This window comes from Flammeovirga sp. SJP92, assembly GCF_001583495.1.
In the GTDB taxonomy this organism is placed as follows: domain Bacteria; phylum Bacteroidota; class Bacteroidia; order Cytophagales; family Flammeovirgaceae; genus Flammeovirga.
On the sequence record NZ_LQAQ01000018.1, the window covers coordinates 335,904 to 358,826 of the forward strand.

A 22,923-nucleotide genomic window follows, 5' to 3' on the forward strand; every position below is an offset into this window, starting at 1 on the left:
TGGTTAATCAATAATACTAATTAGATCTATTCTCTTTATTTTCTATGTTTAAATCAATAATGCGGTCAATCATTTTTTCATCTCTTGAGAACACAATTAATTGATAAATCAATACCACTACTTCTATCATTGAACCTAGGCTTTGACGAATAAAAAAGTCCATGTCCAAGAAAGCAATCATGCCATTGCTGAGCATAACTGTAACTAAAAGCAGTAACAAAGTATCTTTTATATTTTCTATTCTTAATGCAGCATAGACATAAATACTACTCATTAAAGTCGTCATTACTTTCTCTGAGAAGGAGGCTAATTCAATATCCATCAGAATAAAATTTAAGACACCAAGCCCTAATAAAATGAATTTTATATTCGTTATTTTCTGTCCAAACTGTTGTAATTTTTTGTGCAGCATCACTGAAGAGGTTTAAATAATTGATAAAGAATTTCACTTATTAAGAGCATGTTTGAAATATATTTTTAGAAGAAAAATCTTCCTTTATAAGTTGTGAGGCAATTAAATTTCTGAGAAAATAGAGATTCTATAGTTGATGAAATTAGTAAACTCACGTTCTGAAAGGATAAATGCTCACTAAAAGAGGTGTGTCAAATATGCTCTAATATCATTACGATAAAAATGTCACTCTGAAAAAAAGATAGAGCAATACTCTACCTTTTTTGTTCCTTATTTTATTCACTTTTTAGTATTAAAGACCTATACTAATACCAATCTGAGCTCCAGTGCCAATATTTCCTTGTATCCCAAAGTTATCAGTGATATGATATTTAGCACCCACACCTATGCCCCAATGCAATGCATCTCCATGACCAAACTCAAAACCCACATCACCTACGGCATAGACATCCCATTTTGGATTTGTAATATTTAAAACTCTATCAGCATACCATCTAAATCTTGCACCAGCACCAAATGAGCTACCATCTCCCTTCCAGCTTTGATAATCAATGAAAGCACCTACAGTAAAATCTTTCCCTAATTGGGCAATTTCATAATCTGCCATCAAACCTAATGTTCCATTTGTAAAACCTGAAGTGAAACCTATATTCAATGTCCCAGGACCTTTAAAGTCTCCTCCTCCAGAAGTTTGAGCATAAGAAAGATTGGCTAATGAAAGGATTGATAATGTCGATAGAATTAAAATTATTTTTTTCATATCAGTAGATTGAATGTTTATGTTTTTATTATTGTTACACTCTCTTATATCCACTTCAGAAAAATGTCACCGATATTTTTAAAAATAAAAAAAGGCCAACCTAAAAAATTAGGTTGACCCTCTGCTTCTCGAATCATAGAACTTAGTTCATTGATTCAATTTCTTTTAGATCTTTCAGCTTTTGAATATCTGAGAATTCATATCTTACAGCGTTCTTATATGATCCGCCGTAAGCCGCTTTCAAGAAATTTTCTGCGTTTTTATAATCTCCAATTTCTTTATACACCAAAGCAATTGAAAAGTTGTATTTTGCTTTTACAGGAGGTGTAATACTTGGATTATGAATTACCTTTTTCAAATTCTCAGTAGAAGCTCCAATTTCACCTAAATTCTTCTCACACATTGTCTTAATGAAAATCACATTAATATTTCTCTCATTTTGTGGCAATGCATTTTGAAACTCTTCCAAGTGAATATAAGCAGTAGCATAATCTTCTGACTGATAATTCAAATTAGCTAATTCAAGTAATTTTTGAGATTTCTTTTTGATGTCCTTCTCAGCCATCAATGCTCTATCTTGTGCTGCAATTACTTTTGTTTTATCAGTATGAATTGCAGCCAATTGCTTTTGCAAATCGAAAGCTTCAATGTAAGATGAATTGATACCTAATGTAATATCAATCATTTTCTGAGACTTAGGATAATCCATTACTTGGAAATAAGTCTGCGCTAAACTGAAATAATATTCTTCTCTGAAAATAGTAAACATTGCATCAGCCTCGTTAGTGGTCATTTTATCCATCCACTGACTTGCTTCACCATATTTACCTTGGTTGAACAATGCCCAGATGTATTGATAATAATATCTTTCATTTCCAGACAAAGGCTCAATATCGCCAATTATTTTCGCCATTAACTCTTCCGCTTTTTCTGGATGATCCATTTCATTCCAGTACATAGCTTCATAATAGTCAAGGTCAAAAGACTCTGCTAATTCAAGTTTTCTTAAATCATCAATATGTTTTTTAGAAAAACGGTGTCTATTTGCTTGATCTAAAATATCTAAGATTTTAAGCTTGTATAAATATTTCTGCTCAATATTTTCATCCTTTTGAAAAGCCAAATCATAATATTTTACAGCTTCAGAAGGCTTTTTCTTCTGAGAATATAAATCTCCAAGCATTTCATAAGCTCTGAAAAAACTTGGGTCAGATTTTACACAAGCTTCTAATGTTTTAATAGCATCATTGAATTTTGTAACAGCCAGTAGTGTGTTTGCCTTTTTAAAGTAAACACTACCATCAGAAGGGTTAGCTTGTATTGCTTTGTCTAATTCCTCAAGAGCCTCACTGTAGCGACTGTTCGCTAAAAGGAAGTCAGCTGTCTCCAGATGAGCTTTTGCCACATCTTCCTGAGCTTTTAATTCCGTGACAAATAGAAATGAACAGAATAAGGACAGTATAATATTTAAGTGTGATAGTTTCATAGATGCTATAAAAATGAATTACTTTCTCTTGTATGTTATTTTAAAAAAAACTTTGAAACCAAAGTGCTTCTCTTAATAAAACTAATAATTATGCCACTTTAGTATTTCAATTAAGTATTTCGTTATAGAAAAATTAATAGGACTTCAAGAAATCAGTCAATTGACCATCAACACCATGAGAATTCAAGATTTTCAAGTAGGATTCTGCACTTTCTTTACTTACAAAATTTCCTGCAAAAACTTGATAAGTGATATCGCCACTGTATTGATCAATCATAATGTAAACATCTTCGATTTCATATTCTTGAACAATATGGCAATGTTCCTGTGCCGATTCAAGGTCACCAACATCAGTGATCAGAACTGACCATCTGTTTTTCTCTATTCTTACGCCGTTTGGATTGTATAGATATCTATACATAGGATCAAAGGAAATATACTCGGCAAAATACGTAGTAGGTTCCGCATCCGCACCTTCTTTGTTCTTTATATTAAAGAACCAATACGCTTGCAAAACATTGAATTTTGTAGCTTCCTCATCTCCATCAACATATAAATAGTAAGAGTTTCCTTGATCTGTCAATTGCTTAGGAATACCTCTTCTCATAGTATAAGCAGTAACTAAGTAATTACTTACCATTTCTCCTGGCTGTTGATCCTTTGGAGGTTTTGGAGCAATTCTTAGGAAATCGAGTTTACCATCATTATTAAAATCACCAAAACTGTCTGTTCCCTGATATAGACTGGAGAATGACGTCTGACGAATTTGTGATGGATCTGTGACATCGAACACATTATAACAACGGTATCTACAGTTATCACCTAAACAGTCTTCTCTAAAAGAGACCAACATTAAATAACTTTTACCTAAATAATCAAACTCTTTTGCTTCTAATACATTGGAATAGTTCTGACGAATTGATTTCTCCATTGAACAGAAAAAGTTGAACTCTCTATCCCCTAATATGATCCCTGTTGGGTTAGGGTTGAAGATGTTATCATACTGCGGTCCGTTTACAAAATAAATTTTAAAAGGGATTGACGCATCTCCGTAAATTGTAAAAGTAGTATCCCCTACCTCTGATGAGCTTGTAGGAAACAATTCACTTCTTACACTTACAGGTTCCTGAGATAAACTTCCAGGAGTATATGAATGTCCTTCTGTTACTTCTTGTGCAATAGTATTGCTGATACAAAATGAAGAAATAATGGTCAAACAGAAAAAAAATGTATTTATCTTTCTAGTGCAACAAAACATATCCGACTTCTTAACAATATTCTAACTTGATAGTAATTACGATAAATTAACAATTGTAATCTGAAATTATTCTCCAAATTCAAGTGAAAAACAAAAAAAATACAAGTTTTTCATTAAATACCTCTTTAACCATCAAATGATGTTTATTCAAGGCTCTTTTTTATTTAAAATAACTTCGACAATTCTTTACTAACAAATCTTGTTCCGTTAATGCATTATAATGTGCAGAACAAATGTACAAATCAAATTTAGAACCCTGTTGACTAAACTTTATTTGGTAAGAAAATGTAATATAAAAAAGGGGTTTTTAGATAGAAAATGACATCGAATGGCACAGGTCACTCAACGGAAATTATCTAATTACATTTGTCTTATTACTTAATTGAGTACTATTTTTGCAATGATCAACGTTGTACATACTAAAAGACAAGTATTAAGACAAAATCACTTGATCTTAATTCTTTTTATTTTTTGAGAATACTTCTTCTTAAAGCTTTAAATAGAACCACTATTAATGCATTTTACAACGTCGTAATCACAAAAAAAAAGTAAAGAATTAATCTGAAACTTTTTAACTTAATACTGAAAAATAAGTTCATTTATAAGAAAAATTCATGATGAGAATCTTACTTATCTCTGTAATATCAATATTTATTTTTAGCACGCAATTAATCGCTCAAGACTCATTAGACCGAACAAGAATAATATTTAAATCTGGAAAATTTTCTAATTCAACTCACATTGAAGTAGAAATTCATGGTGTAGGTATTACTGAAATGATGGCTAGCGGTTCAAAATCTTTTGAAGGAGCTAGATGGATAAAATTTTCAAAATTATTTTCTTACCATCTTTCCGACGGGGACGGATTAAAAGAAGTCTATTTTAAATTCAAGGATGTTGACGGAAATGAATCAAAAGTTTTGATGAAAAAAATCACTCTTGATACAACCCCACCAACAGATATTTCGGTTAAAATAGACGTTCCTACAAAATACTTCACAGATCCTAACAGCTTGAAGGTAGGTGTAATTTTAGGACATAAGGGTGCCAAATATTTCCAGATCAGCAACACATCTGCTTTTCATGGTAACAAATGGAGATTGATTCAAGATGAATTCATTGAATGGGATCTTGCTCCGGGTGATGATGGCGTTCGCAAAGTTTATGCGAGATATAGAGATCAAGCTGGCAATATCACTAGCGTGGTCACTGATGAGATCATTGTAGATAGAACAGCACCGTTTGGCGGAAAAATTTCGATCAACAATGGAGAAAAAGTTTCCAACAGACAAGACTTTAACGTAGACCTTACCTTTTTCTGTAGACAGGCTGACTCTATGTTAGTTGCTCAAAGCAGTAATTTTGAAGGTGCGGCGTGGGAACCCTACAACACAAAAAAAAGTTTCAAATTGAGTGAAGGTGATGGAATAAAGCAAATTTTTGTGAAGTACAAGGACCTTGCGGGAAATCAAACACAAACGTATTCTTCAAGCATTACTATGGATACAAGTGCTCCACAAAATATCACACTTTCAATTGATCAAGGTGCTGAGTCTACTACCAATATCAATAAACTGGTTACATTAGAACTCAACGGAGACGATGCCGCCATGATGATGGTTAGCAATAATTCATCTTTTCAGGGAGCACACTGGCAACAGGTACAACCTAAAATCACAAACTGGAAACTCAGTGGTGAAGCTGATGGAAAGAAACATGTTTACGTGAAATTTAAGGATGATGCGGGTAATATTTCAAGGCCAATCAGAGCGAGTATAGAATTAAAAAGAGGTTTCTAAGTTGTTATAGAATTTAATCAACTTACTTTCAATACAGTAAAAAAGGATTCATTTATAAGTAAATGAATCTTTTTTTTTGTGATAAAATTTTGAAAAAAGTATAATCTTTTATTAATTCGCATTTATCCTATATAATTAGTAGATTAAATAAAAGTTAAAGAATATGTCATCGCAAAGCATCATTCCACAAGCTTCAGCAATATCATTTGATCAGCGAGTTGATGAAATCGCAAAGCAGGTGGCTATCTATCATTCGGAAGGAAAAAGAATTTTTGCTAGCTCCTCATTTCAGCCTCAAAGTGTTGTTTTGTTGGACATCATCAGCAGAGTAGATAAAAATATACCAGTTTATTTTTTAGATACTAATTATCATTTTCCTGAAACAATCGAATTTAGAGATCAATTAGCCAAGAAGCTTGGATTAAATATTATAGACCTGAAGTCGAAAATCCCTGTTGAAAAACAAGTGGATGAAAACGGGGAACCTCTTCATGTACACCATCATGACAGATGTTGCCATATCAACAAGGTTGAACCTTTAGAAGATATCCTTAAAGAAAACGATGTTTGGATTAATGGTATCAGAAAAGGACAGTCAGCAGTACGTGCTCAAATGCAGAAGGAAGAAAAAGCAAAGCATGGTGTTATCAAATACCACCCAATCTTAGACTGGGATTCAAGAATGGTATTCCAATACATCAATGAAAGAAAACTTCCTCTACATTCTCTTATTGCAAAAGGATATTTTAGCGTAGGTTGCTTACCTTGTACAGCAAAAGCAGATCCTACAAAACCACTATGGTCAGATGACCGTTCGGGTAGATGGGCCGGTAAAGCCAAGACTGAATGTGGCTTGCACACCAGCTTATAAGATACTAACTGGTAATACAATGGAACTAAGAAGTCTCAAGTAATGCACTTGGGACTTTTTTTATTTCGTTGGTTGAAAAAAGAATGCCATTCGTTGAAATCATTGTCATTCTTGAATCCCAATCATGACCTTTGGAGTATACAAAATCAAACAAAAACAATTTTTAATCATTAGTGTCATGAAAAAAACAAAAGTTCTAATTTTATCATTATTTGCTCTGGCAACGTTAACATTTTCATTTGTAAGTGTAGCACAACAAGACAAGAAAAAGAAAAGAGAAGAGGCGCGCAAAGAGATCAAAGCTTATATGAAAGCGGAAGTCCTGCCTGTAGTTCTTGAAAGCAGAAAAGAGTTTGATCAAAAGCTTTCTAATGCTGAAAAGAAAACATTAGTGTCATTAAGAGAAAGATTAGATGCTCTTTCGAAGAAGAAGGAAGGAATGAAGCGCCCTGAAGGAGAACCTACTGAGGAACAGAAAAAAGAGCGTCAGGCCATGGAAAAAGAAATGCGTCATATTACAACAGCGGCTTGGGAAATTGTAGATAATCATGAGGCTGATTTAGAAGAAATCAAAGCATCTACAAAAACACAGCAGGAACAGTGGAAAACGGATATGAAAGCCATTTTTGAAAAATATAAGCCTGAAGATAAAGAAGGAAATGGCGGCAGAAATGGTAAAAAAGGTAAAGGCCACGGTAGAAGAGGTAAAATGGGACAAGGCATGATGGGGCACTATCAGCCAGTGATGTTTGTCTTAATGGACCCTTCGAAGTCAGTAGATGAAATTGCTGATGAAATGGAGAAAAGACAAATGAAAAGAATGAACCATAAAGGTGGTAAAGGACATGGTAGAGGTCACCATGGCGGTGGTAGAAACTAAGTCTTAAATCTCCCAAAAAAAGCCATTACAATTTTGGTTGTAATGGCTTTTTTATGCATTAGATATCAATATTAGTATTCAATATCTGCAACGAGTATATCGGCTAAAATGGGCTTTACATTTTCACCTACTACTTTTACATGTGCTGGGTGAACTTGATAAGACTCTAAATCTGCTTTGGAATCAAAGATAGAATAAAGAACTACATCAAAACCTTTTGAGCGGTCTGAAAAATTCTCCTTCACTTGAATTTCTTTTAACTCATCAATTTTTCCACCTAAAGCTTGTAAAGCATCAATTAATTCCTGCTTTTGAGTAGCAGTTGTCTCTTCTTTTAATTTGAAAAGTACTGTATGATTAATCATCTGTCTGTATTTTATTGTTCACTACAAAAATAGAAACCTTTCTATAAATTAAAAACCTGATTCAGATGATTACATTCCATCCAAATCAGGTTTATGGTATTATTATTTTCTTTATGATTTTATTATTGAGCACTCACTTCATGTTCAATTTTGCCCGGAAGAGTCAATTCATCTCCATCCTCATTTTCAAAGGATAAATTGTAAGATGCCTTAGCCACTACAACTCCCGATGAAAGAGGAGTACCTTCTACTCGGTAAACAATCACAAGTGGTGTATGAGCATTTTCTTCAGAAATAGAATACTCCCATTCATCATCCGTTACAAAATTCATACTTGAGAAATTATCCGCGGCAATAGATACTCCTGCGGTACTATAAAGCTCGTTCAGTGCTCCAAGGTGTTCTGATAACTTATTGTACTCATTCAGTTTTGTTTCTCTTTTTTGCTGCAGTGCCACCACTTCATCCAAAGAACCTAGGCGTTCTTTAGTTTCAGCAACAACATTGTCAAATTTTCCTTTCTTACGGTAAAAATTATCCTGAGAGTGCTTTACAATAATTTTATCATAAAGGTAATCCTGCAAGGCAATGTAAAACACATCGATTCTTTCACCGTCATCTCCTGCTTTTCTATGCTGATTATAGATATATTCAAATGCAAATAAAGTCCTCAATAACGATCTGCCTTCCTCAAACAATCTCGTATTGGCTACTTCCAACTCCTCAATAGCTTGATTTACACCTCCTACAGATGCATTCTGGCTTTTAGCATCGTTCAAAACATTTAATACTTTATCAATATTTTCCTGCATCAAGTTTATATCTCTGATGTATCCATCTCTTGTCGAAAGTAAACGAGCAACAGCAGACTGCACAGCTCCACTTTTACCTGAAGCATCATCAACATTGATCTGTCCCGCAATCACTTCAGTATGCTCATAGATATCAGACATATCAGACAATTCTTCCTGCAGGTTTCGAAGGCTATTTTCTAAATCACCTGTATCATCGCCAAGAGAACTCCATATTTTTTTGATATCGGCATCCACCTGTCTTACACCCTGATCTGCACGTTCAACAGCATCTTCAACTTGTTTAATATTCATATTAGGCAAGCGTAAAGTTATGGCTACTGCACTGCCTTCAACAGCATCACCATTTAACTCCCAGATTGCTTTTTCTTTGATAAACTCATCAATGGAAACCAACTGAGGATCTACTTCTTCGTCATCACTAAAAATAAAAAAGAAGACCGTTGTCAGAAGTAGAACTCCACCGAAAACCGATCCAATAATAATTAATAATTTTGTTGATGATGATGCGCTTGTATTATCTTCCATACGCTAAAGTTAATTTAATATTTGGTATTGCTTTTTTTCTGAATAAATAACAGCTTTTTGCATTCGCACTTACAAAATGCATACAATTATATACTATTCTCATTAATAATTTGTCTACTTCCCCAAAACCTAAATCCAATTTTGAAAGAGTTTCGATTGTATTATGATATATAATATTCGTTTTACGTCCTATTTTTATAACGATTATTTGAATCTGAAATTTTAAAAATCTAAAAAAAAATAATTGTGGTGAAAGATTGGTGTGATTTGAATGACAATTTCATAAATTGTTACTCTATAAAAAATACAAGAAACATATGAGCCAACAACGCATCTTATGGGCTGATGATGAAATAGAATTACTAAAGCCTCACATATTATTTTTAACAAAAAAAGGTTATGAAGTAACTCCCGTTTTAAGTGGTTTAGACGCCATTGAAAAATGTGAAGAAGAGGAGTTTGATATTATATTCCTAGATGAAAATATGCCGGGTATGACTGGACTTGAAGCTTTGGAGCAAATCAAAAGGATCAAGCCAAATATACCTGTAGTGATGATCACAAAGAGTGAGGAAGAATATATTATGGAAGATGCTATTGGGGCCAAAATTGCTGACTACCTCATAAAGCCAATTAATCCTAAACAGATTCTTCTGTCTATCAAGAAAATCTTAGATACTAAAAAATTAGTTTCTGAAAAGACCAATTCTGCTTATCAACAAGATTTCCAGAGCATCATGATGTCGTTTATGAATGATATGGAATGGGAAGACTGGGTTGAAACCTATAAGAAATTGGTTTACTGGGACATAGAAATCACACAAACCGAAAACAGAAGTATGGGTGAGGTTTTTGAAATGCAAAAAAACGAAGCCAACCACAACTTCTGCCGTTTTATAAAAGACAATTATATTGATTGGATGGAGGACCCTGAAAACCGTCCTATTCTTTCACATGAATTACTTTCTGAAAAAGTTTTTCCATACGTAAGAGAGAACGAAGAGAGTGTTTTCTTTATCCTGATTGATAACTTAAGATATGATCAATGGAAGGTAATTGAACCATTAGTAGCTGACCTTTTCAATATCAAAGAGGAAGTCTATTGTCCAATCCTGCCAACCACTACTGCTTATGCAAGAAACGCTATTTTCTCTGGTTTAATGCCTTCGGAAATTGAAGCTACTTATCCAGAATGGTGGGTGAATGACAATGATGAGGACAGCAAAAACAATTACGAAGAAGAATTATTAGGGGAGCAACTGCTACGTCATGGTATTCAGGAGAAATTCAGCTACCATAAAGTCATCAGAGCTTCTCAAGGCAAGCAGGTGAATGATCAGATCAACAGCTTATTACATAAAAAATTCAACGCCGTAGTTTACAACTTTGTAGATATGCTTTCTCATGCAAGAACGGATACTAATATGGTAAGAGAACTGGCACCTGATGAAGCGGCTTACCGTTCGATCACAAAATCATGGTTTGAACACTCTACTTTGTATGAGATGCTGAAAATGTTGGCTGAGAAAAACTGTAAAGTATATATCACCACAGACCATGGTACAGTAAGAACAAAGAAACCTTACAAAATCATTGGGGACCGAGAAACAAACACAAACTTAAGATACAAACAAGGTAAAAACCTTTCTTACAATAAGAAAAATGTACTTGTAGCTCGTCACCCAGAAGACTTTGGTTTACCAAAAACAGAAGTTTCTACTTCTTATGTTTTTGCAACGGAAGACTACTTCTTTGCTTATCCTAATAATTACAATTATTATGTGAGTTATTATAAAGATACTTTCCAGCATGGTGGAATTTCTATCGATGAGATGATTATTCCATTTATTGAGCTGAGTAAAAAGTAACTCTTCTAAGTACTTGGGCAATAAGTTAGAGTTTGTTTCAAAGGTCTATAATTCAAATTATGGGCTTTTGTCCAAGTACTTACTCTTTACTCCTTAACCTTTCCTAATGAAAAAAGGTAAGTGACCTAAACCATTATTAATTCTCCTTCATAATGACGATTTTTGTAAATTCGATATTTGAGGTATTAAATTATATGGAATTTACAGCAATAGATTTTGAAACAGCACACGGTGCAAGATGGAGTATTTGTCAAGTAGGAATTGTCAAAGTAAAAAATGGTGAAATTATTGACCGTTATGAGACTTTGGTGCGCCCGCCTGATAATCGCTACCATAGTTTCAATACTACTATTCATGGTATTACTGCTGAAATGACAAAAGATGCTCCTAGCTTTTTTCAAGTTTGGGATGATATCAAACCTTATATCGATGGGCAATTGATTGTAGCACACAATGCTGGTTTTGATGTTGGAGCTTTAGAACAAACATTAGAATTGTATGATCTTGATGTGCCTGATTTCCAATATGATTGCACTTACCGAATTACAGGAGCAGCACTTGACGATGTCTGCTACACTTACGGTTGGGCATTGAATCATCACAATGCATTGGCAGATGCTGAAGCTTGTGCAAAGCTATATCTGGAATGTATTTCTGAAAAAGAATTGCCCATTTTCGAGAAAAATCCTTTCAAAAAGAAAAAGTCAAATCCTCCTTACCGCACACAGCTTTCTGGTGATATTTTGAAACCTGATTTTGAGAATGCAGATCCCGACAGTCCTTTTTACAGACAAAAAGTAGTGATCACTGGTATTTTTAATGCTTGGGAAAGATTGGAATTAGCCACTATCATCAAAGGATTAGGAGCTAAAATCAATTCCAATATCTCAGGTCTCACTAACATTGTTCTTGTAGGAACGGATCCCGGACCTTCAAAATTACAGAAAGTCAGAAACTTAAATGCAAGCGGCAAGAATATTGAAATACTTAAAGAAGAGGAACTGAAAGATATCCTCGCTGTTTTAAATCATAACTAACACTATTCCTAATGGGCAACCTATTATACAAAACCATTCGTTTTTTTGTGAAATATGTTTACTTAAAGCTGGTATTTTACAAAGTAGAAAAAACGGGGTGGGAGAAAATTCCCAAAGATGTACCTATCCTTTTTGCTGTCACTCACCCGCTAATGTATATTGATGCATTAGTACTTGGATGCAGTTACAACAAACCACTCTATTTCATCACTAAATCCACTGTTTTTAAAGGAAAATTCAACAAATGGTTCTTTAAAAAGCTGAACATGATCCCTGTGGTACGAAAGCAGGATGTTCCTAAAGGACAACCCTTTTCTAATAAAGACATGTTCAAACACTGTATCAACACATTGACAGAAGGTGGAGATATTCTTATTTTTTCTGAAGGCACCAGCATTTGGGAAAGAAAATTAAGAGGCTTGAAATCAGGTACTGCAAGAATCGCTTTGGAAACTGAGGTAGCCAATCAATTCCAACTGAATGTACATATCGTACCTGTAGCGTTGAACTATACACATATTGGCAGCGTATTTCCTAGTGTTAGTATTGAAATTGGAGACCCAATTAAAGCCAATGAATACAAGGAGGATTATGAAAGCAACAGTGGTAAAACCGCTCAGGAAATCACAAAAAAAATTGAAGAAGAAATACTGAAAAGCTACTTTACGCTTCCTAATCTGGAAGCTGAAGCTCCACTTATTCAGTCGGTAACAATGTACACCGAAACTACTCCTTTTAAAAGAAAACAATCTTTGAAAGATTATTTCCATTACCTCAACAAAGGATTGGACTTTCTAGAAGAACTTTCCGAAAATCAACTCAACACCATCAAAGAAAAGATTGAAAACTACAGTGCTTTACTGAAGAAGCAGAAAATAAAAGATGAAACGTTCTGGAATAATGGAAAATCGCATCAAAGCTTGTGGACTCTTTTTTTCAGATCAATTGTAGCCATACTTGTATTGCCCTTCCATTGCGTCAATTGGGTTTTGAATAAAATTCCTTATAAAATTTCAAAGTCTATTGCTTTGAAATCTTCTAATGAAATGGAAGTCTGGGGTGCGAATTTGATTGCGTTATGCGGTGTCATTTTTCCTATCTTCTATTTTACTTACCTGATGATGGCTTATTATTTATGGGGTGGTTTTCCTTGGTATTACTTCTTGGTAATGCTGATTTTTCCATTTTTCACCTATGCTTCGTATTTTTTCAATAATTATTTGAACTTCCTTGTATCCGATTGGAGAGTATTTTTGTTATCCAAACAAAACAAAACGACTTATCAGTCTATCAAAGAAGAAAGAAAGAGTATTATTGATGCTATTGATTTAATTATCAATTAGTACTAAGTCAAAAATAAATCAGAGTTAATTCTAATTTATTTTTTGTGAGTACAACGCTAAAAAACGTATTAATAGTGGTTCTATTAAAAGTTTTTTGAAGGAAGTAATCGCAAAACAATAAATAGAATTCAACGCTAAAAAACGTATTAATAGTGGTTCTATTAAAAGTTTTTTGAAGGAAGTAATCGCAAAACAATAAATAGAATTAGTATGAGATAATTTTGAATTTGTACTTAAAGCAGTATAAGTAATAGAAATTCATTCAACCTAACCCTTATCATATCAATATAAATGGCAAAAAAGCATAAGTTAGGAATTGTATTTTCGGGAGGAGGTGCCAAAGGGCTGGCACATATCGGTGTGTTGTTTTACTTGAAAGAATTGGGTATAGTACCCGATGCAGTTGCCGGTACAAGTGCGGGATCCATCATTGGCAGTATGTACGCATATGGCATACCGTTAACACAAATACAGGAGTTCTTTTTGACTACAGATCTATTTGATTGGGAAAGAAGATCCTTTTTCAAATCGAATGTACTTTTCCGAGGAATTGTAGACCCCAAAACACTGAAGAAAGACCTTCTGAAAGTTTTCCCTGATGATGATTTCAGACACTGTGAAAAGGAGCTTTCAGTTGTGGCCACCAATATGCTTTCCGCAGAAGAGAAAATATTTACTTCAGGTTCCATTACCGATGCTATATTAGCTTCTATTGCCTACCCTTTTGTGTTTTCGCCCATGGAAATTGGCGATCAGCTTTACAGTGACGGTGGAATTTTAAACCACTTTCCTGTAGATGTATTAAGAGATCAGTGTGAAAAAATCATTGGTGTTTATGTGTCTCCTATTCGCCAATACGAGAAAGAAGAATTGAATAATATTCAGAAAATTACTTTAAGAGCCTTGTCACTCAAAGGTGATAAAGCAGAGCTGAAAAAATTGGACGATTGTGATATTCATATTTTTCCTCAAGACCTTGTGCATTATAATACTTTTGACACGGACCCTGAAAAATTAATTGAAATTGTGGAAGTAGGTTACGATGAAGCGGCCAAGTATCATGATCAATTTATACAGTTAAGAAAAGAATTAAGGGAAATTTAGTGGTGAAAAAGCAGTTTGAAGATCATTTCATTACAAAAAATGATCGAATGTAAGTATATTGGTAATTACTTACTCGAGTAGTCAAATATTATTTTAAGCTTATCAAGTTACTGTGATGTGGAGTAGAATCAAAAAACTTATTCATCATAAATCATCAAACAAAGAGATTTTAAAAAACATTTCTTTACATTTAGAAAAAGAGGCGGAACACTTGTATCATTTGCAGATGTCTCTAAAATCTCAGGTTTTGACACTTCAGGGCAAAGCGGACAACATTCAGAAGCATATCAAAAAAAATCAGTTTGATATAAAAGCTGCAATTGGAAATGAGCAACGTTCAAAAGCCATGGAGTTGAACAATTATGGTAATACGTTAAAGAAAGAGAGGGATCATTATGTTAAATCAGTAAAAGATTTAGAAATAAGATTACTTGATACGTCGTCAAAAATTTCCATTCTTCAAGTTCAAAAAGAAAAAGTCTCTACCCAGTTGATGTTCATCAAATCTAATCATCAAAGTGATGCTTTTGATGTGGAAAAATTTCTTTATGATGTATTCAATGAAGAAGAACAGGATGATTTCACTTCTGAAGAAGAATTGCTTTCTATGGAAATTGATCTTGCACTAGAACAAACAAAAGAAGCAGACGAATCAGAAGAGAAAATTCAGCAATTTTTTGATGAAATAGAACCTAAAAAAGAGAGCAAATCTGCCCCTAAAAAAAATAATGAAAGCTTGATCGATTCCTTTTTCTCAAAAACAAAGCAACAGACATCTCAAGAGAAAAAAATCGATGATTTTTTCAATAAAAAATAGTCCGCAATTCTAATATTCATTTTCTAATAAATATATTTAAGAATATAAACAACTTCAGAGAAGTTCTGTCGTTCTATAAACAAACTTTTATTAATACATTACAGCTTTATTATGAGTATTTCTCTTAAAAAAGGGAACCGATTTAACCTCACAAAAAACGAAAAAGGCCTCGACAAAATTATGGTAGGCTTAGGTTGGGATATGGTGCCTGGTAATAACCTAGATCTAGACGCTTCTGTTTTCATGATCAACGGAAGTGGTAAACTGCCCGCAGACGAATACTTTGTTTTCTTCAATAACCTAAAATCGCCAGATAACAGTGTAGAACACACGGGTGACAACAGAACCGGAAAAGGTGACGGTGACGACGAAATGATTCTGGCTCACTTGTCAAAAATTTCTCCTCAGGTGGAAGAAATGGTATTTGTGGCTTCCATTCATAATGCTGAAGTACTAAGACATCATTTCGGCATGCTTCAAAACGCTTATATCCGTATTGTTGACATCGACACGCAAAGGGAAATTGTTCGATTCAATTTGGATGAAAACTATTCAGGAATCACGGATATGGAATTTGGGCGTTTGAAAAAAACGAACGGAGAATGGCATTTTATTGCCGCTGGTGAAGGCTCTAAGATTGGGCTTCAAGGTTATGTGGATCTTTATGCTTAAATTTGCACATATTTATAGGCCGAACTTTATTCTTAATTAAGTAAACTGGCGAAATTAGTTTCATAACAATCGTAGACTGGAAAAAACTCCTTCTAATACCATCTGAAAACTTTTGCTCAAATTAATTTCGCCTTTATTCTTATAAAGCAAACACAAAGGCTCTTCATAAACTAAGATATCATTTGACCAATGAGTACATCTCTAAAGAAAAAAACTGGAATTTCATTATCGAAAGGGAGTAAAATTTCCCTTCTCAAAAAAGATGGCAATACGCTGGACTATGTCAGAGTAGGTGTAAACTGGGGTGCTATCAAAGAAAAAGTCCTTTTTGGGCTTTTGAACAATAAAGTTAACGTTGACCTTGACGCAAGTATAAGTGCTTTCGATAAGGAAATGAACGAGATCTACACAGTCTATTATAACGAATTAGTTTCTCCTGACGGTGCTGTAACACATACTGGAGATGACTTGGAAGGAGATTCAGAAGAAAATGACGGTTTGGACAATGAAACTATTCAGGTTCATCTCAATGAGGTAGCTCAGGAAGTGGATCAGATTTTCTTGTACCTTAATTCGTACAAAAAGCAGGATTTTGCAACGATTCCTTTCTCTGAAGTGAGAATTTATACTAAGAATGACCTGATTGCAACGTTCAACCTTTCTTCCAATTCTGAGTTTGCCGGATATGTTTCCATGATTATGGGACGCCTTTATAAGATTGAAGGCAACTGGAAGTTTGAAGCTTTAGGAGAACCTATCCGTTCAAGAGATATAGAAGGAACGATCAAATATTTACAGGTAAAATATTCTTAATTTTGCCTGCACTTTCTTCTCAAAATCATGACAAGTATGAAATGAAATGAATTTTGATAGAAAGTTAATTATAAAGACACCTATCAGAGATGAGGGAAGAGTGATACAGTACTGTAGCATTTCTTCTCTCCTTTTTTAGAGCTTGTTTAAAACATCTCTTATGAAAATAATGATTGTCTTTATCACTCAATGACACTAAAAATATTGAAGGTAACGATCTACTACACATGTACACTGTAAACTATTTATAGTGATTAGAAATGAACCAATTAATTCCGTTTATTACTAACAACCAATTAGTTTACAATACAACTACCTTCTTTTTATGAAAATATAGGGAGTGCTAACACTGTAGTACTATTCCTTATCCACTTAAACTTTTGACTATTACAATGGAACGAATCAACTACCACAACAAGCGATTTAAGGCTATTTCAAACTCCGAAAATGGAGAAGTTGACAATGAAACATTTTTCCATTATCGACAAGGTGGTGATGTAATCTGGGCTACCTATTACGGCACCAATATCAGAATGGGAACAATCACAGGAATTGTCAAAGAAGACAGTTCTTTGGAGTTTACTTATCAACACGTCAACACCAATGATGAAATCATGACAGGAAAATGTATTTCCATTCCAGAAAAACAGTCTGACGGCAACTTGATCATGAAAGAAACCTGGGAGTGGACCTGCAAGGATTTCTCAAAAGGCACTTCTAAAATTATAGAACTCGTTGAAAAAGAAAATTTAGTACGACTGTTTTAATCAACAGCTTCTGACGTTTTAACGCATATCAATAAATTTTATCGAATTATAGTTTTTTTCGATCGGATTTTAATTCACTTTTTAGAGTTTATTGTGTTAATTGCGAATGAAAAAAATGATCTATCTCACCAAAACTGCGATATATCATCTTTTTTGAAAACGAAAAATATTATTCATAACAATAAAAACTTACTACAATGGCATTCGAATTACCTCAGTTACCGTATGCATACGATGCTTTAGAGCCACACTTTGACGCTCGTACAATGGAAATTCACCACTCTAAGCACCACGCTGCTTATACTTCAAAATTAAACGCAGCTATCGAAGGTACTGCTGACGCTGACAAGTCTATCGAAGACTTACTTTCAGCTGACGAGTTATCAGGTGCTGTAAGAAACAACGGTGGCGGTTTCTACAACCACAACTTATTCTGGACAGTTTTATCACCAAACGGTGGTGGTGCTCCTACAGGAGACTTAGCGGCTGCTATTGATGCTGCATTTGGTTCTTTTGATGCTTTCAAAGAAGCTTTTGCTAACGCTGCTGCTACACGTTTCGGTTCAGGTTGGGCTTGGTTATGTGTAGACAATGGTACTGTTTCAGTTTGCTCAACTGCAAACCAAGACAATCCATTAATGAAAGGTGAGTGCGGTGGAACACCAATCTTAGGTCTTGACGTTTGGGAGCACGCTTACTACTTAAACTACCAAAACCGTCGTCCTGATTACATTTCTGCATTCTGGAATGTTGTAAACTGGGAAGAAGTTGCAAAAAGATTTGAAGCGGCTAAGTAATTAGCACTTATCAAAAATAAAAAAGAAGCCATCTTGGAATACTCCTAGATGGCTTTTTCAGTATAAGTAAGTCACACACACTAATTTTACAGCTACAGGTTAAAAAAATCTACCTGTTTTTCTTATTTCTATTACTAAAAAATACGTTGAGAATAAGGAGTCACACATACCTTATTTGAAGTTTTATACCCTATTCTAATTGCCATAACTGTTATTGAATCTGTTGCTTTAATATTGATTGGTTCACTATATATCGCCCACTCTTCGTCATTTTTTTGATAACCTATAGAAGCTCCTTGAGTAGCACATGCTAAATGTAATTTGCCATTTCTCACCTTGTATTCCACATCAGCGGTTTGAGGTTGTTCTTGATTAGGCCACATTTCTTCAATCATTTTTGCTTCTGCTTCCAAGCATCTATCCTTAATATTTTTTTGCCATTTATTCATTGCCCCTCTCATTCTTTTCACTACCTCTTTCAATTGTGTATCTCCTATCACATTATACAATTCATCAGGATCATTTTTCAAGTCATATAACACTTCTAATTCTTTGACAGGAACAAACCATTTCATCTGACCTTCAGGAAGCTTCTTTTGATCCTTCAATTCTAATAAGACTTGCATGGTAGGTACATTTTTTCTGTACTCTATATCTTGATAGCTTGATGGCAATTCATATAAATACTTTACATAAAGGTATTTTCCATCTGTCACACTTCTTCTTGCAGAAGTATGCTCATCCATTCTATCCCTCGCTGCAAAAGAGTACTTTCTCTTTTGAGATTGAATACTTGTCCCCTGTAAATATTTTGGAGCTTTCACCCCTGCCATTTCTAATACCGTTGGCGCTAAATCAATAAAGTTCACCACTTGCTCACTGTAACCTTTTGCCGCATTTTGAGGATATTTTATCATAAAGGGAACATGCACCCCTGATGAAATCACTTCACGTTTTTGTCTTGGCATCGGTCCGCCATGATCAGAGAAGAAAAAAATATAAGTATTGTCATACAACCCATCTTCTTTTAATTGCTCGATGATCTCCCCCACTCTTTTATCCAATAACTCAAGATTACTATACACTCTTGCGATGTCTTTTCTTACTTCAGTAGTGTCAGGGTAATAGTCAGGAACATTTACTTTATGAGGTGAAACGGTGAGAGGAAGATGATTGTGCTTCCATAATTTCGATTCATGCGTTTCATTAAAATTAAATACCGCAAAAAAAGGTTGATCTACTTCTCTATTTCTCCAATGTGCTTTTGTATCATTTTGATCCCAAGCTGTAAAAGGTGAAGCAAATTGATAATCTGTCTTGGCATTGTTGGTACAATAATATCCTGCTTCCCTCAAATACTCTGGAAAACACTTTACATAATGAGGAATAACGGCACTATACTCTATAACATTATTGCCCTCTTTATCTGTCACATTTTTGTTTTTACTATAAACTCCTTTACTCTCACCCATGATGTCTCTGCCTGTTCGCATATGGTTTGTCCCTAAAAAAGTTGGATACATACCCGTAATAATGGCAGATCGACTCGGAGCACAAACACCCGCGGTAGAAAACGCATTATTAAAAACTTTACTGTTTTTAGACAATGAATTGATATTTGGAGTATGAGCCGTTGAATCACCATAACAAGCAAGCAAAGGACTCATATCTTCAAAAGTGATCCAAACAATATTGGGTCTTTGATTTTGTGCTATCGTTGACAATGCTAATAAGAGTAATAGCATTAATGTTCCACTTTGTTTCATACTCAATACTAATTTCTATTCTGGGTAGACACTCAAGTCTTTTGGTTAAAAACCTGAATTCACATGATGTGATTCCGATATTGTTTCTACAAATATCAGTGATTCATTCTTTTGAGGAGGGTGAAAAACTGTTCAAAAACGTTTGCATTTGTGTTTTTGCACACGTCAATAACAATCACAACTGAATATCAGTTGTTTACATTTATTTCATGTTTTTTTTATGAACTATTTCCACACCTACAAGAATCATTATTCAACTATAATAACAGTGTATCAAAGTACTTTTGCATAGGTACTTTTGGAACAGGAAGTACACTCTAAATTTTTTAAAGAAATGAATTGATTATAATTCATTTTATTATTTGTACCAGAACAAAAGTGAACTGACATTTTTCTTTTGCCCTAGTACTTAAGTTGAATATCATCAGATGAAAAGATTACTTATTTTTTTCCCATTTATGATTGGACTTCTTTCGCTGGGAAGTTGCTCCAAAGTAAATAGCTCTCAAGAAGAGACCGCTCAACCAAATATCATATTTATCATGAGTGATGATCACGCCACCAACGCCATTAGTGCTTATGGTGGAAGATTAGCAAAACAATTTCCTGACCTTACTCCTAACATTGACCGTATAGCCAATGAAGGGATGATTATGCAAAATACATTTTGTACAAACGCTATTTGTGGTCCTTCTAGAGCGGCCATATTAACAGGTAAGTTCAGTCATAAAAATGGTTTCTTTAAAAATGAGAGCGGTGGTGATTTTGATGGTTCTCAACAAACATTCCCTAAGCTATTACAAAAAGCAGGCTACCAAACGGCTGTAATTGGAAAATGGCATTTAGGCACTGTTCCAACTGGATTTGATTACTCTAAAGTGATGATCAATCATGGCGGTCAGGGTACTTATTTTAACACTATTTTCCTAGAAAACGGTCAAGATACCATTAAAGAAACTCGTTTTCACTCTTCAAGACAAGTTTGGGAAGATGCTAAAAAGTGGTTAACGGGAGGTCGTGATCAGAAGAAACCATTTATGTTGATGTATCAGTTCAAGGCACCTCACCGCCCTTGGGACCCTGATCCACAATTCCAGCATGTATTTGATGATGTTGAAATCGTTGAGCCAGAAACTTTCAATGATACTTATGAAGGAAAAGTTGCGGCAGGTAACACTTGGCAAACGATCGAAAGAAACTTAAACAGAAAGGATTTAAAAGTACATCCTGAAAATATTGACGCAATGTTTAAGCAAGAAATCAATGCTTGGTACAAATACGGAAATAATAACGAAGAACCTTGGTCGCCAAATGATACATTAAAAGGTCAGGATTTGAAGAAATGGAAATACCAAAAGTACATGAAAGAGTACTTGGGTTGTGTAAAAGGTGTGGACCACTATATTGGTGAGTTATTAAACTACTTAGATGAATCTGGATTAGCTGAAAATACGATCGTGATTTATACTTCTGATCAAGGTTTCTATTTAGGTGAACACGGTTGGTTTGATAAGAGAATGATGTATGAGGAGTCTTTCAAAATGCCATTCTTAATCCGCTACCCAAATCATATTCAACCAAAAACGGTCTCTAACAAATTAGCCATGAACGTGGACTTCGCCCCAACATTACTTGATTTCGCAGGTGTTGAAATTCCAGAAGACATTCAAGGAAAGTCGTTCCGTAATATTGTAGAAGGAAAAGAGGAAGACAAGTGGAGAGATGCAGTGTACTATCACTACTACGAATTCCCATGGTGGCACCACGTTTTACCTCATTATGGTATCCGTACTGAAAAGTACAAACTGATCCATTTCTATTACAACCCTGAGGTGGCGAAGAATGAATGGAGAGCCAACGATTGGGAACTTTTCGATTTAGAAAACGACCCTAACGAGCTTAACAACCTCTATGGAAAAGCAGGTTATGAAGAAATCACAGCTCAATTGAAAGAGCGTCTTTTAGCGGTTCAAAGCGAGTATCAAGAAGACACTCAAGAAGATATGATGAAAAAAACAGATGTACGCATCGGGCGCGTATACGAACATAACAAATATTCAAAATAGTAAGAGTACAGTTATAACAATCTTGTAAGTAAAAGGCAACTTCCTTTGGGGGTTGCTTTTTTAGTGAAAGAATTTTCTTGTACATTCAATATTCTTCTATCTTCTAAAAATGAATTATCACATTCTTAGAATCTCCTTTTCCATTTTTAAAATCAAAACTAAAATGCTGTTTACCCTTTTGGAAATTATCAAAGAGCTTCGCTATGAATAAAGGATTATTTATATTATTTGAGTGCAGTACCTCTCCATCATTAAAAATATAACCTGTCTTTTTTCCTGTCTGATGATCTAAAAAGTAGGCTTTATTATAACTAGAATCAGAGAAATAAAATGCATAATCTCGAAACTGGTTCAAGTCTTAAGCTGAAAGCGTGACTTGGACCTATATCTGAAAAAGTCTGTAGACTTTTAGTGCTGACTGGTCTTGCTATAAGTCTTTAGACTTATTACAATTGTAAGCACAAGTGACGCTTCGCTGAACACTTGCGCTAGTCCGGGTTAAAGAATTTTCTTGTACATTCAATATTCTTCTATCTTCTAAAAATGAATTATCACATTCTCAGAATCTCCTTTTCCATTTTTAAAATCAAAACTAAAATGCTGTTTACCCTTTTGGAAATTATCAAAGAGCTTCGCTATGAATAAAGGATTATTTATATTATTTGAGTGCAGTACCTCTCCATCATTAAAAATATAACCTGT

Annotated in this window: 21 protein-coding genes; 13 read left to right on the top strand and 8 right to left on the bottom strand. The window is 34.4% G+C overall.

All coding sequences use genetic code 11. The features are described 5' to 3' along the window. Positions 1 to 16 precede the first annotated feature (16 nt). The 4 genes from AVL50_RS05155 to AVL50_RS05170 form a co-directional block, all read right to left on the bottom strand. On the bottom strand, positions 17 to 322 hold the full coding sequence (locus AVL50_RS05155) for a hypothetical protein (RefSeq protein ID WP_157491146.1): 306 nt from the start codon (positions 320 to 322) through the stop codon (positions 17 to 19). Positions 323 to 704: 382 nt separating this feature from the next. Then, positions 705 to 1,172 (bottom strand): hypothetical protein, encoded by a 468-nt coding sequence (locus tag AVL50_RS05160; RefSeq protein ID WP_157491147.1) that lies wholly within the window; start codon positions 1,170 to 1,172, stop codon positions 705 to 707. 142 nt (positions 1,173 to 1,314) lie between these two features. After that, positions 1,315 to 2,658, bottom strand: a complete 1,344-nt coding sequence (locus AVL50_RS05165; RefSeq protein ID WP_062615406.1) for a tetratricopeptide repeat protein — start codon at positions 2,656 to 2,658, stop codon at positions 1,315 to 1,317. A 133-nt stretch (positions 2,659 to 2,791) separates the two neighbouring features. Continuing rightward, complete coding sequence (locus AVL50_RS05170) at positions 2,792 to 3,874, bottom strand: hypothetical protein (protein ID WP_062615407.1); 1,083 nt, start codon at positions 3,872 to 3,874, stop codon at positions 2,792 to 2,794. A 656-nt stretch (positions 3,875 to 4,530) separates the two neighbouring features. On the opposite strand from AVL50_RS05170, the gene AVL50_RS05175 reads away from it, so the two are divergent. The 3 genes from AVL50_RS05175 (at position 4,531) to AVL50_RS05185 (ending at position 7,466) form a co-directional block, all read left to right on the top strand. Further along, a complete protein-coding gene (locus AVL50_RS05175) occupies positions 4,531 to 5,715 on the top strand; it encodes a hypothetical protein (RefSeq protein ID WP_157491148.1) in 1,185 nt (394 codons plus the stop codon). A gap of 163 nt (positions 5,716 to 5,878) precedes the next feature. Next, complete coding sequence (locus tag AVL50_RS05180; RefSeq protein WP_062615409.1) at positions 5,879 to 6,586, top strand: phosphoadenylyl-sulfate reductase; 708 nt, start codon at positions 5,879 to 5,881, stop codon at positions 6,584 to 6,586. Between the two features lie 178 nt (positions 6,587 to 6,764). After that, positions 6,765 to 7,466, top strand: a complete 702-nt coding sequence (locus AVL50_RS05185; RefSeq protein WP_157491149.1) for a hypothetical protein — start codon at positions 6,765 to 6,767, stop codon at positions 7,464 to 7,466. 71 nt (positions 7,467 to 7,537) lie between these two features. Here AVL50_RS05185 and AVL50_RS05190 read toward each other — a convergent pair whose 3' ends face one another. Further along, positions 7,538 to 7,831: a Dabb family protein gene (locus tag AVL50_RS05190; RefSeq protein WP_062615411.1), complete on the bottom strand. Its 294-nt coding sequence runs from the start codon at positions 7,829 to 7,831 to the stop codon at positions 7,538 to 7,540. 122 nt (positions 7,832 to 7,953) lie between these two features. Beyond that, positions 7,954 to 9,171 carry a hypothetical protein gene (locus AVL50_RS05195; protein ID WP_062615412.1) on the bottom strand — a complete coding sequence of 406 codons (1,218 nt, stop codon included), beginning with the start codon at positions 9,169 to 9,171 and terminating at the stop codon, positions 7,954 to 7,956. A 317-nt stretch (positions 9,172 to 9,488) separates the two neighbouring features. On the opposite strand from AVL50_RS05195, the gene AVL50_RS05200 reads away from it, so the two are divergent. From AVL50_RS05200 to AVL50_RS05240, 9 genes are all read left to right on the top strand, one after another. Next, complete coding sequence (locus tag AVL50_RS05200; protein WP_062615436.1) at positions 9,489 to 11,039, top strand: bifunctional response regulator/alkaline phosphatase family protein; 1,551 nt, start codon at positions 9,489 to 9,491, stop codon at positions 11,037 to 11,039. A 194-nt stretch (positions 11,040 to 11,233) separates the two neighbouring features. Beyond that, positions 11,234 to 12,076 (top strand): exonuclease domain-containing protein, encoded by an 843-nt coding sequence (locus AVL50_RS33285; RefSeq protein ID WP_063850542.1) that lies wholly within the window; start codon positions 11,234 to 11,236, stop codon positions 12,074 to 12,076. An 11-nt stretch (positions 12,077 to 12,087) separates the two neighbouring features. Then, complete coding sequence (locus AVL50_RS05210; protein ID WP_062615413.1) at positions 12,088 to 13,419, top strand: 1-acyl-sn-glycerol-3-phosphate acyltransferase; 1,332 nt, start codon at positions 12,088 to 12,090, stop codon at positions 13,417 to 13,419. Positions 13,420 to 13,710: 291 nt separating this feature from the next. Further along, the gene (locus AVL50_RS05215; RefSeq protein ID WP_062615414.1) at positions 13,711 to 14,523 is read left to right on the top strand and encodes a patatin-like phospholipase family protein; all 813 of its coding nucleotides are present in this window, start codon (positions 13,711 to 13,713) and stop codon (positions 14,521 to 14,523) included. 115 nt (positions 14,524 to 14,638) lie between these two features. Further along, positions 14,639 to 15,340, top strand: coding sequence for a hypothetical protein (locus tag AVL50_RS05220; protein WP_062615415.1), 702 nt, complete (start codon positions 14,639 to 14,641; stop codon positions 15,338 to 15,340). Between the two features lie 111 nt (positions 15,341 to 15,451). Then, entirely contained in the window at positions 15,452 to 16,012 is a 561-nt protein-coding gene (locus tag AVL50_RS05225) for a TerD family protein (protein WP_062615416.1), read from the top strand. Between the two features lie 189 nt (positions 16,013 to 16,201). After that, positions 16,202 to 16,825, top strand: a complete 624-nt coding sequence (locus AVL50_RS05230; RefSeq protein WP_062615417.1) for a TerD family protein — start codon at positions 16,202 to 16,204, stop codon at positions 16,823 to 16,825. A gap of 392 nt (positions 16,826 to 17,217) precedes the next feature. Further along, entirely contained in the window at positions 17,218 to 17,592 is a 375-nt protein-coding gene (locus AVL50_RS05235; protein WP_062615418.1) for a hypothetical protein, read from the top strand. A gap of 197 nt (positions 17,593 to 17,789) precedes the next feature. Further along, complete coding sequence (locus tag AVL50_RS05240) at positions 17,790 to 18,389, top strand: superoxide dismutase (RefSeq protein WP_062615419.1); 600 nt, start codon at positions 17,790 to 17,792, stop codon at positions 18,387 to 18,389. A gap of 134 nt (positions 18,390 to 18,523) precedes the next feature. On the opposite strand, the gene AVL50_RS05245 is transcribed toward AVL50_RS05240, so the two are convergent. After that, positions 18,524 to 20,155 (bottom strand): sulfatase, encoded by a 1,632-nt coding sequence (locus AVL50_RS05245; RefSeq protein WP_062615420.1) that lies wholly within the window; start codon positions 20,153 to 20,155, stop codon positions 18,524 to 18,526. Positions 20,156 to 20,583: 428 nt separating this feature from the next. On the opposite strand from AVL50_RS05245, the gene AVL50_RS05250 reads away from it, so the two are divergent. Further along, the gene (locus AVL50_RS05250) at positions 20,584 to 22,221 is read left to right on the top strand and encodes a sulfatase (protein ID WP_063850543.1); all 1,638 of its coding nucleotides are present in this window, start codon (positions 20,584 to 20,586) and stop codon (positions 22,219 to 22,221) included. Positions 22,222 to 22,324: 103 nt separating this feature from the next. Here the strand turns inward: AVL50_RS05250 and AVL50_RS05255 are convergent, their stop codons facing one another. Further along, a complete protein-coding gene (locus AVL50_RS05255; RefSeq protein ID WP_062615421.1) occupies positions 22,325 to 22,576 on the bottom strand; it encodes a hypothetical protein in 252 nt (83 codons plus the stop codon). Positions 22,577 to 22,923: the final 347 nt, after the last annotated feature.